At 36.3% G+C, this 13,415-nt stretch carries 10 protein-coding genes and 3 pseudogenes; 3 read left to right on the forward strand and 10 right to left on the reverse strand.

Going from position 1 to position 13,415, the window contains the following annotated elements; all coding sequences use genetic code 11:
* Positions 1-14: 14 nt before the first annotated feature.
* Positions 15-1,514 (reverse strand): primase C-terminal domain-containing protein, encoded by a 1,500-nt coding sequence (locus HED61_RS16585; RefSeq protein WP_002337539.1) that lies wholly within the window; start codon positions 1,512-1,514, stop codon positions 15-17.
* Positions 1,515-2,793: 1,279 nt separating this feature from the next.
* Between HED61_RS16585 and HED61_RS16590 the strand changes: the two genes are divergently transcribed.
* Positions 2,794-3,711 (forward strand): ParA family protein, encoded by a 918-nt coding sequence (locus HED61_RS16590; RefSeq protein WP_219645637.1) that lies wholly within the window; start codon positions 2,794-2,796, stop codon positions 3,709-3,711.
* Positions 3,712-3,723: 12 nt separating this feature from the next.
* On the forward strand, positions 3,724-4,338 hold the full coding sequence (locus HED61_RS16595) for a hypothetical protein (RefSeq protein ID WP_100908276.1): 615 nt from the start codon (positions 3,724-3,726) through the stop codon (positions 4,336-4,338).
* 674 nt (positions 4,339-5,012) lie between these two features.
* On the opposite strand, the gene HED61_RS16600 is transcribed toward HED61_RS16595, so the two are convergent.
* The 3 genes from HED61_RS16600 to HED61_RS16610 all read right to left on the reverse strand — a co-directional run bounded on the left by HED61_RS16600 (position 5,013) and on the right by HED61_RS16610 (position 6,211).
* Positions 5,013-5,426, reverse strand: a complete 414-nt coding sequence (locus HED61_RS16600; RefSeq protein ID WP_198764190.1) for a type II toxin-antitoxin system death-on-curing family toxin — start codon at positions 5,424-5,426, stop codon at positions 5,013-5,015.
* Positions 5,423-5,659: an AbrB/MazE/SpoVT family DNA-binding domain-containing protein gene (locus HED61_RS16605; RefSeq protein WP_002287931.1), complete on the reverse strand. Its 237-nt coding sequence runs from the start codon at positions 5,657-5,659 to the stop codon at positions 5,423-5,425. The genes HED61_RS16600 and HED61_RS16605 overlap by 4 nt, the downstream gene beginning before the upstream one ends.
* 300 nt (positions 5,660-5,959) lie before the next feature.
* Entirely contained in the window at positions 5,960-6,211 is a 252-nt protein-coding gene (locus HED61_RS16610) for a hypothetical protein (RefSeq protein WP_208786175.1), read from the reverse strand.
* Positions 6,212-6,483: 272 nt separating this feature from the next.
* Here HED61_RS16610 and HED61_RS16615 point away from each other — a divergent pair.
* A protein-coding gene (locus HED61_RS16615; RefSeq protein ID WP_142429341.1) for an IS3 family transposase occupies positions 6,484-7,625 on the forward strand; the annotation gives its coding sequence in 2 pieces (ribosomal slippage) (positions 6,484-6,712 and positions 6,712-7,625; 1,143 coding nt in all).
* A 175-nt stretch (positions 7,626-7,800) separates the two neighbouring features.
* On the opposite strand, the pseudogene HED61_RS16620 reads toward HED61_RS16615, so the two are convergent.
* From HED61_RS16620 to HED61_RS16645, 6 genes and pseudogenes are all read right to left on the reverse strand, one after another.
* Positions 7,801-8,964 (reverse strand): annotated as a pseudogene (locus HED61_RS16620) (primase C-terminal domain-containing protein); the annotation flags it as partial.
* Positions 8,965-9,347: 383 nt separating this feature from the next.
* Complete coding sequence (locus HED61_RS16625) at positions 9,348-9,620, reverse strand: helix-turn-helix transcriptional regulator (RefSeq protein WP_011266100.1); 273 nt, start codon at positions 9,618-9,620, stop codon at positions 9,348-9,350.
* 232 nt (positions 9,621-9,852) lie between these two features.
* A pseudogene (locus HED61_RS16630) lies at positions 9,853-10,233 on the reverse strand (nucleotidyltransferase domain-containing protein); the annotation flags it as partial.
* 46 nt (positions 10,234-10,279) lie between these two features.
* Positions 10,280-11,850, reverse strand: a protein-coding gene (locus HED61_RS16635) for an IS3-like element ISEnfa5 family transposase (RefSeq protein WP_128701034.1) whose coding sequence is annotated in 2 segments (ribosomal slippage) — positions 10,280-11,211 and positions 11,211-11,850 — 1,572 coding nt in all. Because the reading frame shifts where the segments join, the coding sequence is not laid out codon by codon here.
* 69 nt (positions 11,851-11,919) lie between these two features.
* Positions 11,920-12,063, reverse strand: a pseudogene (locus HED61_RS16640) (nucleotidyltransferase domain-containing protein); the annotation flags it as partial.
* 469 nt (positions 12,064-12,532) lie between these two features.
* Complete coding sequence (locus HED61_RS16645; RefSeq protein WP_234981440.1) at positions 12,533-13,357, reverse strand: LPXTG cell wall anchor domain-containing protein; 825 nt, start codon at positions 13,355-13,357, stop codon at positions 12,533-12,535.
* Between the last annotated feature and the right edge of the window lie 58 nt (positions 13,358-13,415).

Here is a 13,415-nt window from a genome sequence, read left to right on the forward strand (position 1 = left end):
TGCACCTTTTAATTTCAGCCTGTATCGATCATGAACAGATCTGTTTGCACGCCGATCTTATTGGGATCTATCAAGCGTTTCAGTGCTGTCTGGACAAACGTGTATTCTTTTCCAAAAGCTTCTGAGATCGCAGCGAAATAAGCCCCCCGGCTTTCTTTTTTTAGCCGGATAACGGAGCGCATCAATCCATGTATCGAAGCTAGCATAATACCCCCATTACGACCAGCACGAACACGAAAATGAATTTTGTTCTCTTCTCTTAAATGCTTCAGTACTTTGTCCAGGGAACGTTTTGGGATCTTTAAACGTTCAGTTAACTCTTTTTTTGTAGAAATAATGTATGGTTGTTCTTCATAGGATTGCTCATTCAAATAGGACAGTAGATCTTCTGCCCATTCATGACTATGTGAATACTTGCGAACAGCTCTTTCTTTCTTGAATTTCCACCAACCCCGTTTTTTGTTGAATAGTTGCTCTTCAGAAAGATTGGCATCGACCCACTCTTGGCATAATAGGACAATTTTTTCTCTGTGCGCTGCTTGATATTTTCCGGAGTAAGCGGAACGAATGATTCTGGTTAATTCTCGATCAGATAAAGGGTTAGCCAAGCGGTCATTGAATTCTAACATCGTCAATTCACATGCTTCTACTTCGTATCCTGACGAAAAGTATGCCAAAGACAAGGTGAATATGACATTATTTCGACCATATACGCCCTTTTCACCTTGTATTTTTTGACTTTTTAGCAACAGCTGGAACCAGGGTTCATCGACTTGACGAAATTCTTGAGTAGATGGTAATACAAAAACGTTCTTGATCTCCGCTTTTTTGTCCGCATCTTCTCTCATTGACCAGTCGATCCATTCTTCGAAACTATAACGATACTGTGGTTCAAAGAATAAAACATTCTCTTCAGAAGGCATACGTGTGATCCCAAAATGATTGGCATTTACATCAACTGGAAACCGATAATCATTTGAAAATTTGTTTCTTAGATTTTTTGAGATCATTTTGGCCACATTGATCACTTTAAAATTTGATTTCTTTGTCACGTATGCAGGCTTGTCTAGTACATAGAAAGCTTGAAATCCATGCGGTGTACGTAGAATCATTGTCGGCATAAAGCCGATCTCGTGACTGGCCAAGATAATTTCTCCGTAGTCAAAGTTTGGATCCAATGTGTCAAAATCAACAAAGAAAGTATTGATTTGACGCAAATTGTCCTCAGAATGACCTTTTGTAAACATTCTGGCTTCATCAGCATACGTTCCATAGCGAAATACATTTGGTGTCCAATGAGTGAATCGATTATTGTTTTCGATCACCCCTTCTTCTGAAGTGATCACTAGTCCAATCCCCTCGATCATGTGTTCCTTTGAACGGTACGCAAAAATAGCCCCCTTCCCCGACTGATCACTAAAAGAGACCGGTTTTAGGTGGCTGTTTTTATATTTGAATTTACGGATACCATTTTGTAATACCGTCGAATATACGACATCCAAAGAAGCTGCCATGACTGTTATTCCTTCCTAAACAAAAAGAGAACACAAATAATCTTTCGATTTGTGTTCCCTCAATGGCTTAGAACATCAGCATCTCGTTAAATCGCATGACAAAATAAGCATATATATATTGAGTTGCCCGTCAAAAAATGGTAAAATAAACCTATAAGTTCGGATTACCAGTCCGAATAGATTTAATTAAATCACATAAGTGGTAACCAGCCACTTACATAATTCTGAGACGAGCGAGAACACATAGTTGTGTATGTGATTCAGATGAAAGAGTGAGGCCGAATTCACTTTTTTATCCGTCTCTTTTTTTTGATTTATTTTCATATTAAGAATATATGAAAACGCCATTTAATTCAAGCGCTATTTTCTCAAAAATCCATTACATACTACCTTAAATATAGTTTTCCTATTATTATTTACTACTCTAATTAAAGATTAACAACTACATTTGTAGAGATAATTATTATAATATGTACTACTTAAATCATTAATTATCTACTACGATTTTGTCTCATATTTTATATTATATACTACCTTAAAAATTAATTATCTACTACCTTATAACAATACCATTGATAGGTAGTAATTAATATATTGTTCTTTAGGTAGTAGGTAATAAAATTAAAATACCCTTATCTAACTTATATTATCCTGAAATCATGACTACATACTGCCTTAATAGAATTGGTTACTACCTTTTTTAAAAAATTTCTAAAATTACTTACTACCTTTAATGAGAGTATTATTTACTACCTTATTCCTTTGTTATATACTACTTTTATTTTAAATAGATACTACCTAAAAAGTATATTATATACTACCTTATTCCATTTTAAAAATTATTACTTACTACCATATTTAGAAGTTATCTACTACCGTTTTATGCTTTTAATTACTACCCAACTAATTGAATTTCAATTGCAACAATTCGCTTTTATTTAAGTACTACCTTAATGAACTAATTTTACTCGATCATAAGCTTTATGAACTAACCAAGTAAAACTGACATCCCTTCCAAATTAAGTTTTCCCTCTTAAGATATATTTAATACAACTAGCGTCTTAATAACGTGTAGTGACTAATAGAGTAGTCTTGTTTTATTATTTATTACAGTAGTATATAAATATTGTTTTTAAAGTAGTAACTATTTTATAATATCAAAAACATTTATACATAGAATTTATTTTGGGTAGTATGTAATTTAATTTACATAGCATTATTTATAGTAGTATGTTACTATTATTATAAAGGTAGTAGATAATAAAAGGAGTGAGTTAGCTTGTCAAAGAAATTTGTGATAGGAAATTTCAAAGGTGGAGTAGGGAAGAGTACGTGTGCACAGATGTTAGGTTTCGAAGCAGCTGTTGCAAAAAATCAAAAAACTCTGATCGTCGATCTGGATATGCAAGGGAATACCTCTGACGTAATGAGCTTAACCCATATGAACTTTTCTTTAGAAGAGGGTGGTGGAGGCGGTAAGCCTCTTGATTATGAAAATACAATAACCGATGTATTGATTGGAAAAGAACCTATTGATTTAAATCTTGAAACCTATGGGGAAGTTGACTGGAATAAGGTAGTAGATAAAGATACTCGTGTAAATCCAAAAGATGCTATATATAAGGTAGTAGATAATTTATATATATTACCCGCAGATATGAGCTTTGAACTTTATGATGATTGGATCAAAGACCAATTCTCGGATTCTGCCGATAAACTTATCTATATGCAGAAACGTTTAGGACCGCTGCTTGAAGAATTTGACATTGTATATCTAGACGTTCCACCTTCCATTTCAATTTATAGCAAATCTGCAATGTATCTAGCAGATTATGCGATCGTTGTTCTTCAAACACAGGTTAAGTCTATGCGAAATGCCATGCAATACTTAGAATATATGGATTTCTTTGTTGAAGGATTTGATACTTCATTGAAGGTTGCTGGTGTGATTCCATTTATGTTAGAGAGTGGGGATGCAGTCGATCAGGAAATGTATGCCCAAGCACAACAAATTTATGGTGATCATTTGCTCAAAAATGTTGTACTAAAAAATGCACGTTTAAAGCGATATGATGGATCTGGAATAACAATGGAGTTAACTAAGGCTGGGAAATTAAAGCAATGGGATAGGCGTTGCCACCATCTATTTATTAATATCTACGAAGAGCTGCTTGAACATGAAGCTTGGTATGAGTAGGAGGTTCTTTAAATGGCTGATATAAAAGATTTAGGTATTTTTAGAAGCAACAAAGGATTAGATAAAATTAGGGCAGGGAACTCAGCTAGAAAAAGTAGCAAGAAACCTCAAACCACGTCTCCATCTAATGATATAGGTACCACAAAGTCACAGGAAGATACAATTAATAATAAAGAAGTGATCCACGAATCTCCGACTCCTTCTTCTGAAGATATTGGACAAACGGTCATTCAAACTAAGAAAAAAAACAGTCTATCTAAGAAAGTAAAAGGGGTAGGGGCTCCTATAAGGAAATTTGATCGATCTTTCTCTGCTCAAATGCCTTTGAAACTTTCGCCTATTTTAAACGCTACTTCAAGAGTGATGGTTGAAAAATATGAAACAAATCTTACTAGAGACGAGATACTACGAAAAGCACTCGATGAATACATCAAACAGCACTTGACACAAGAAGATAAACAAGACCTTTTTAATAATGTTATGAGGGAAGTAGAAATGTTTAGAGAGAAGAAACCCACTATCCCAGAAACAGATGTAGATGGAAATATAATTCGTACAGTCAGTGAAATAGAAGAAGAAACTCAAATGATTTTACGAACTAATTGGGGAATGAATTATAAACATTAAAAATCTACTACCATAATTAGCCATTATGGTAGTAGATTTTTAGTTTATTATAGATACCATAAAAGTAGTACGTAATAAAATTTCATATAAAAGTATTCATTCTGATAAATTTTCAGGAATTATGGGAAAGATGACGAAGGAATTAAGGTAGTATATAACCTTTATCTACTACCTTAATCATTGAACTTTCTTCACTATTTGTTACCATTTACATTCACCTTCTCTTTATTATGTAATCATAGTTACAATCTAATTTATCCAAGTCTAACTAAAAGATATATCAAACAGTAAAATGATTAATATTACTGTGCCGGGCAAAAAATTAATAGTTATTGAGCGATATCTATTTTTTTATCAACTCATATAAAATCGCTTCAGATTTACTATAAATTTAAATAATCTTTCCTAATTTACAATTCAGAAATAAGAAACTAATATGATCATCTGGATAGGTGATTATATTAGCTTTTTAAAATAATAGATAAACATCTGGTGAGGAAGAGGACTACTTATCAGTTTGATGAAAAGCTATTAGTTAACATAAATATTTTAAAGACATTATAAAGCTTGATAATTATCTGTTAAACGCCTTTAACTTTGTATAATGTATCTTATGTAAACTAAAATAAAAAGCAAACTAAAAATCCAGTTTTAACTAAATCCTTAGTTTGCTTCTATTTTTTTGTATCAATCTTCGTTGAATTATTTTTTAATACATCTGTCGTTGCCTCTTTTAGCTCATCAAATTCACCCTGATAAGTGGCAATTCTAACTACAAATTCTACGACTTCCTGATTTTCCATTTTTAGTGAGTAGCCGTTTAGCTTGAGAAAAATATATGCCGCTAGAAATGCAGTACGTTTGTTTGCATTATGGAATGGATGTTTTTTGATCAGATTTATTAAGAGAACTGCTGCTTTGCTGAACACATCAGGATAGAGATCTTTTCCAAAAATATGCTGTTTCGGTTGATTTACAGCCATACTCAAAGCATTTTTATCAATAACGCCAATTGTTTCCTTTGGTGAATATCTTTTTATTTGAATAACATTCAATTTTACAATGTCTCTTTCGCTCAAATAAATCATCGATCAACTAATTCCTTGAACGCCGCATCATATTCAGATAGAGCTTGATTCACATACATATCAATTTCGAGATCTAAATTGCTTTCTTCTTTCACGATTGCATCCATCATTTTGTCTTCATCAATAAAAATAGTATCTCCAGGTTTCAATCCTTTTTGTAATAAACTCTCTTTTGATAAAGTGACAACTATTGAGTTACCTACTTCTCTAATTTTTCGTTTTTTTATATTCATAAAATCAACTCCTATAATTAAGTATATACCGTATATCCATATTATTCAATATCTCTTATATTTAATTTAATTATGATTTTTTACAATGCATATGCATTGTAAAAATAGTATTAGTTTTGAACAATTATTCTTTCACGAACATACTCTTCATTATTTTGGAGGATTATTCAGCAATTTTATTCCCAAATAAGGTTCTGTTGCAAAGTTTTAAATCTACTATCAAATAAGGTAGAATAATAGAAAAAGATAGCAGGAGGAATTTTTATGATTTAACATAAATAACATTATACAAATCTAAAATTAATCTTTAAAAACATGATAATATATTTTTATAATTGATTGTTCATCAAAGTAATCATCTTTTTTAAAGTCATTATCTCCATTGATAGTGACTTCTTTTACATCACCTTCACTTGATAAAATTCCAAATTTTAAATCTGCTACTTTTTCAGTATTTATATTTTTAAATCCCATATCTGTCAACTTTTCTTTTACGATTTTATAATTCTCACCTTTAAAATCACTTTGTTCTACAGTAATTTTAACTCCCATTGGGTTGGACTCAAAATATGCTCCTACACTTAGCGCTAACATACTGATACCTATAAAAATGGCAAGACCTAAAAGAATTTTAGTATTAAGTTTTCTTTCTTCTTGTTTATCCTTAAATTCCCATTCCGCTTTAGAGGACTCTTTTTTTTGTAATTCTTTTACACGCTCTAATTCTACTTCTCGTAGTGCTCCAATTATAGAATGTGATGTTAGGATGATTTCATGGACACGATTTGGTAGAATCTAACTACTAAGAAAAGGACGTGTCCACGATGGCAAAAGCCAATAAAAAATTTGATGAAGACTTTAAGAAGACGATCTTAGATTTAAACCAGTCTGGCCAATCGGTCGAGGAACTGGCAGAGCAATATGGTATCGCTACACAAACGATTTATCGTTGGAAGAAGCTTCATACAAAGAATGAAGCAACCGGCATGACTGAGGCAGAAATCCTAGCAATGAAAAAGGAAATGGCCCGCATGCAGGAGGAAAACACCATCCTAAAAAAGGCTTTAACCATATTCGCTCAAAAGTAAAAATGAGTGATGTCTTCGAATTTATTCAATCAAATGTTCATGATCATGACGTAAAACAAATGTGTACCGTTTTGGAAGCACCGAAATCCAGCTACTATGACTGGAAGAAAAAGAAGCCTTCCAAGCGCCAATCAGAAAACAAACGCTTAAACCGCTTGATTTCAGGAATCTACTTTGAAAACAAGGGGATCTATGGTGCGCCCAAAATTCATAAGATTCTTGTTGGCCGTGGCGAGAGCTTGTCCCTAAAGAAAGTACAAATACTGATGAGAAAATTAGGCTTGCGTTCAGTCACCCTCAAGAAGTACAAGCCTGGCAAACAAGTGAAAGTTAAAAGTGAAGGACGTAAAAACTTGTTAAACCAAGATTTTACCACTACGTCGATCAATCAAAAATGGGTGACAGATATTACCTATATTCATACCCTAAAAGATGGCTGGACCTACCTCTCCACTATCCAAGACCTCCACACAAAGAAAGTCATCGGTTGGAAGTTTGGCAAGCAGATGACGAAAGAATTGGTTATCGAAACCCTTGACCATGCGCTCTTACACCAAACACCCTCCGAGAACTTAATCATCCACTCAGATTTGGGTTCTCAGTACACTAGCGAAGCCTATGAGGCAAAGCTGAATGAATTGAACATTCGGCACTCCTTCAGTCGTAAGGGCTGTCCCTACGATAATGCCGGCATCGAATCGTTTCACGCCTCACTCAAAAAAGAAGAAGTCTATCCATCAAAAGCGTATGAAAACTTTGAAGCTGCTCATTTAGCGTTATTTCAATACATTGAAGGATTTTACAATCGCAAGCGAATCCATAGTAGTATCAACTATTTAACACCAAATCAGATGGAGGAGTTGGCATTGCAAGCTTAGTTCCTAGCTACCACCTACATTTTTTTTGCGAGATTTCCACAGGGCTTCAACTTCATCGCTTCGATCAGCGGTCAAACGGTTTTGGTTTGACCGCTGGTCGAAACGATGAGATACTCACCCGCTGGAATCTCGAAAAAATTCTCACAAATCGTGTCCGAGGTATTGACTCAAATCCAGGCTTGTATACATCGCTTTTTTCGCTAATATAAGCCATTAAATCTTCTTTCCATTCTGACAAATGAACACGTTGACGTTCGCTTCTTTTTTTCTTGAATTTAAACCACCCTTGACGGACAAATAAATCTTTACTGGTTAAATCACTTGATACCCAAGCTTTGCAAAGAATGGTAATGTATTCCCTATTAGCCCCTTGATAGTTTTCTGAATAGGCACTTCTAACAATTTTGATTACTTCTTTTTCTTCTAAGGGTTGATCTAATCGATTATTAAACTCAAACATATTATATTCGCACGTTTCGATTGAATAGCCTGAACTAAAGTAGGCTAAAGAGAGGGTAAACATAACGCTATTGCGCCCTACTAAACCCTTTTCTCCTGAAAATTTCGTTTCGTGCAATAAGAGATTAAACCAGGGTTCATCTACTTGTTTTTTGCCTTCTGTACCGCTTAAAACCGTTAGACTTGAACGAGTAAAGCCCTTATTATCTGTTTGTTTGAAAGACCAATCTTGCCATTCTTTGAAAGAATAACGGTAATTGGGATCAAAAAATTCTACATTGTCCGTTCTTGGTATACGAGCAATCCCAAAATGATTGCACGTTAGATCAACTGGCAAAGACTTTCCAAAATATTCTCGGATATTTTGCGAGATTATTTTGGCTGCTTTGACAGATTTAAATTCTGATTTTGAAGTCACATAGACTGGCGTTTCTAAAACAAAATATGCTTGATAACCTTTATCAGATTTGATAATTAACGTAGGCATAAAACCTAAATCAATAGCTGTTGTTAAAATATCGCTTGCTGAAATAGTTTCTTTTTCCGTGTGAATATCAAAATCAATAAAGAAGGTATTGATTTGTCTTAAATTGTTTTCAGAATGTCCTTTAGTGTATGAACGGTTTTCGTCTGCATACGTACCATAACGATAAACGTTTGGTGTCCAATGTGTAAATGTATCTTGATTTTCGTGAATCGCTTCTTCGGAAGTCAGAACAACGCCACGTCCGCCAATCATGCTTGATTTTGAGCGATACGCAAAAATAGCCCCTTTGCTTTTACCTGGCTTGGTAATGATTGAGCGAATTTTACTATTTTTAAATTTGTACTTTAACAAGCCGTCATGAAGCACAGTTTCTACAACAAAAGGGATATTCATTCAGCTGTTCTCCTTTCTTACGAAAATTAATTAGTTAGAAGCTACGATCAAAGTTGAATCACAACAAAAAAGGCAATCAACTAAGTTTTTCTTAATTGATTGCCTGGTATCTTCTTAAAGACTTGAAATCCCCTCAAAAACCCGATATAATGGGTTTACAGATATTTAAGTATCTGATTAATAAAGTAATTAAATACTTTACCAAATTTTGGGTCTCGACTTCTTTAATTGATTGGTGGTAATCAATTAAGGCTCGCAACTTATTTTCTTGGCGGAAAATAAGTTGGTCGTGGCTCTTTTTTTGTATTCTTTATTCAGTTCGTTGTTTCGTTATATCTAGTATATCGCTTTTTAAAAAAATAAGCAATGATTTCGTGCATTTTTTACACGAAATCATTGCTTTTTTCTTCTTCCATTTCTAAATCCAATGTTACTTGTTCTGATTCTGGTTCTGTTGGCTCATTTGGGATTAAATCCACTACTAGCGTTGAGTTAGTTAACTTTGCAATTTGTTCTAGTGTTTTTATGGTTGGATCTGATTTTCCTGATTCTATTCGTGAATAATTTGATCTACTCATTTCTAATTCTTGGGAGAATTTTTCTTTTGATTTGGTACCTCTCATCTTTTTTAAGCTTTCTCTAAATGCTAGTTCCAAGTTTCTCCCCCCTGTTTATGTAAATATTTTGCACGTTATCCATTTAATTATATCGTTACACCTTGTAAATCACAAGTGATTAATCACAAATCACTTGTGATTAGTGATTTTAGCTTTTGTTGTCCGACGAAAAGGGCTCAATTAAGCGAGTTTGCTGTAACGTAACACCTTTTTAGAGGCAGGGGTCAAGCGCCCTTGCGCTTGTGGGGTTTTGGGGCTAGCCCCAAAGGTCTTAGAAGTCATTTGAAAAATGACCTTCTTTCTTAACTTGATTTATTGAGTTTAAATTTTTAATATCAAATTGGTCTTTTTCTGTTAATTCATATCCAGAGTGAAAAAGTAGTTGTGCTTCTTTTGAAATGCATGGTATTTTTCGATTTTTGTAATTTGTAGTTGTGAACCAATCTTTTTCGAATAGATAAAAACCGCCTTTTGGATCGGCTTGAGTTGCTGTGCCATCTTTTTTTAAATCTAAGGGATGTATATCTAAATATCCGTATTCTTCGTGTTTTAATTCCATTCTGGAAGGCATCCAATCTACAACTGTGATGTATCCAATCTCTTTTAATTTTTTAACTAATTTGTCTGTATGTTGTGAATCAAAATCGATATCTGAACTGCTCCCCGTCAAGTAGACAGGGTAAATAATGAAAACCAGCCTAAGCGGCTTGAGACCTGTATTCGACAGGGCTCAAGCCGTTCAGTCGTTTCTGGAGACGATCGTGGTTGTAGAACGATATGTAGTTCTCGATGGCCGCTGTGAGTTCGCTATAGGCCTGGAACTCACGCAAGTAGTACATCTCCACTTTCAAGGTGCCCCAAAAACTCTCGATCGGGGCGTTGTCGATGCAACGTCCGACCCGGGACATGCTGCGGGTCATTCCCGCGTCTTCTACCATTCGTTTGAACCCTCTCGAGGTATATTGGAACCCTCGGTCGCTATGGATCATCGGACGTGCTCCTGTACGGAGCCCCGCGATGGCCGGCATCATCGTCTGGAAGACGAGAGCGTTGTTGTTGGACTTCCCGATGCGATAGGCGACGATCGAGCCGTCATACAGGTCGATGATCGCGCTCAGGTATGCCTTCTTCCCGGCACCATATTTGAACTCGGTGACGTCGGTGCACCATTTCTCGTCCGGTCGGGACGCGCTGAACTCTCGGTTCATCAGGTTCTCGGCCACGTGCTGCGGCGTTGACTTCTTATGCTTCTTCCGCTTCCGGCGGATGACCGATTGGATCCCATGGATATGCATCAAGCGATAGACTCGCTTTTCATTGAACGGGGACAGGCCTTGTTGCCGGCGCAGCCGGTTGATCGTCATCGTGATCCGACGGTACCCGTATGTGCCGTTCGCCTGGTCATAGAGTAGACGGATGTCCTCCAGAAGCTTCTCGTTCTCTTCTTGACGCACCGGTATGGTGCGATTCAACCATTTGTAATAGGCCGCCCGTGAGATGCCGGCGACTCGACAGAGGAGCACGATCGAAAGGGCCTCCTCTTCGTTCAATTCTTTGATGGCGATATATCGTTGCTGTAGCCGTACCTGGCTGATCATGACCTCCTCTCGATCTCCTCTAACTTTTTTAGAAACAAGATGTCCGCACGAAGAAGTTCGTTCTCAAGATCCATTTGCTGGATCCGGCGTTTCAGCTTCTCTTCTTCGCTTAGTTCGTCCTCTGGCTTCGTACGACCACGGCGGTCCACGAGCGCTTCTGCCCCGTTCGTGTCATACTTTTTGATCCAACCATAGACCTGGGCATAGGACACCTGAAATTGTTCCGCGGTCTGCTGGTAGTTGCGTCCATTCTCCAAACAATATTTCACGATCTCAAGGCGCTCTTCGAATGTAGTTTTTCTTCCTTTTGTCATAGCTCGATCCATCCCTTTTCTCGAATCTGTTAACTCGCTATGACTAGTATACTTCTTAATCCATTTACGAAGAACAGACCAATCACTGATCTGATACTTGGAGAGTACCTCCATTCTAGTGAACCCATCGAGATAGTCGCGGACGGCCGCGATTTTCAGTTCCTTGGTGTACAGTTTCCATGCCTTCGATTCCTTCAACGCATCGATCCCACCGGTATCGAATTTCACTTTCCACACCTGGAGGGTGTGCCTAGAGACGCCATGAGCCTCCATGATTTCTTTCCAAGTATATGTTTCTTCTTCCATCATGCGCAGCGCACTCAATTTTTGTTCGATCGTATGCCGACTTCTCGCCATAAAAAAACACTCCCCAATCAGATAAACAGATTTGTTATTTCGTCTGTCTACCTATTGGGGAGCATATCAATCTATGTCTCTGTGTTCTCTCTGTTGCTTTCCAGTGAGTACATCTACTCCCCATCCACCGTCTAACCAATAAGTTATTTGGAGGTCTTTAAGTAAATCTAAAATATAAAATAGATGTTTTTCTGTGACATTATTTTTTCCCAATTTATTTTCTCCTTTTCAAATTTATTGTCTAGTAATTTGAGTTTTTTTAAACAAATTTAGACGAGTTTCTTTCTTATCTTGATATAAGGGTAACTATTTATAAGGGTAACTATTTTCGGCAGAAAATCGGGACTCTTATAGGGCTTGAACCCTTGTGGTTATTGGATTAAAACAAAAAAAGATTACTTTCCCGTACCTAGTGTTTTACAATGTTAAGTGACTAAGCAAAACATTATCACATCCTGCTGAAATTGCTTTCCTTTAAAATGATTCATCGTCATTCCTCCTGCTATCTTTTTCTATTATTCTACCTTATTTGATAGTAGATTTAAAACTTTGCAACAGAACCAACGATTCTAAGCACATGTTTAATTTTAAAGTGGGCAATTATCTTTAAAATGTCCTACAATGATTCAATAAAAGCATGGCTGCTAGTGAAACTTGCGACCATGCTTTTATAAATACTTAATTAGATTCTCTTTTTAAAAATGAATGCTGATCCTAATACCATTAATGACCCTAGGACAGACAATGCAATATTTTCTGTTTCTCCTGTTTTTGGTAAAACTTTCATTTTTCCGTCTGAACCTTTAACCGTTACTGTTCCGTCTTTCTGAACGTTTGCGCCAATTTCTTTAGCTTCAACTTTCTTTGTTGTTCCGTCTGCTAATTGAATGATTGGTTTACTATCTTCAACTGCAACAATCACAACGCCTGTATCTGTATTAACTGGGTTTTCGATTGGGTTTGTGTCTACTGGTTTACTTGGTTCTGTTGGCTTGCTTGGTTCCGTTGGTTCCGTTGGCTCTGTTGGTTCCGTTGGTTCCGTTGGTTCCGTTGGCTCTGTTGGTTCCGTTGGCTCTGTTGGTTCCGTTGGTTCCGTTGGTTCCGTTGGTTCCGTTGGTTCCGTTGGCTCTGTTGGTTCCGTTGGCTCTGTTGGTTCCGTTGGCTCTGTTGGCTCTGTTGGTTCCGTTGGATCGGTTGGATCGACTGGATCAACTGGATCAACTGGATCAACTGGATCAACTGGATCAACTGGATCAACTGGATCAACTGGATCAACTGGATCAACTGGATCAACTGGATCAACTGGATCAACTGGATCAACTGGATCAACTGGATCAACTGGATCAACTGGAGTAGTTGGATCGGTTGGTTCTACTGGAACGACTGGATCATCATCGGCTAAGATATTAATATCACTGCTACTTGCGGTTTCGTCTGCAAAACTGACAATCGGTGCTGATACTAATAAAGCAGTGCTGAATAGTGTTAAGAGGGCAAATTTTTTCATTTTCTTCTCTCCTTAAAAATTAATATTTGTGTACATAAATAGTATATCATAAATATGC

It is taken from the genome of Enterococcus gallinarum (assembly GCF_021496385.1).
Taxonomy (GTDB): Bacteria; Bacillota; Bacilli; order Lactobacillales; family Enterococcaceae; genus Enterococcus_D; species Enterococcus_D gallinarum.

What these genes read in the sequence shown, in the direction of transcription:
- HED61_RS16600 (WP_198764190.1), bottom strand. Translation starts at nt 5,426, where the DNA reads ATGATTTATTTGAGCGAAAGAGACATTGTAAAATTGAATGTTATTCAA.
- HED61_RS16605 (WP_002287931.1), bottom strand. Translation starts at nt 5,659, where the DNA reads ATGAATATAAAAAAACGAAAAATTAGAGAAGTAGGTAACTCAATAGTT.
- HED61_RS16585 (WP_002337539.1), bottom strand. Translation starts at nt 1,514, where the DNA reads ATGGCAGCTTCTTTGGATGTCGTATATTCGACGGTATTACAAAATGGT.
- HED61_RS16645 (WP_234981440.1), bottom strand. Translation starts at nt 13,357, where the DNA reads ATGAAAAAATTTGCCCTCTTAACACTATTCAGCACTGCTTTATTAGTA.
- HED61_RS16595 (WP_100908276.1), top strand. Translation starts at nt 3,724, where the DNA reads ATGGCTGATATAAAAGATTTAGGTATTTTTAGAAGCAACAAAGGATTA.
- HED61_RS16610 (WP_208786175.1), bottom strand. Translation starts at nt 6,211, where the DNA reads ATGGGAGTTAAAATTACTGTAGAACAAAGTGATTTTAAAGGTGAGAAT.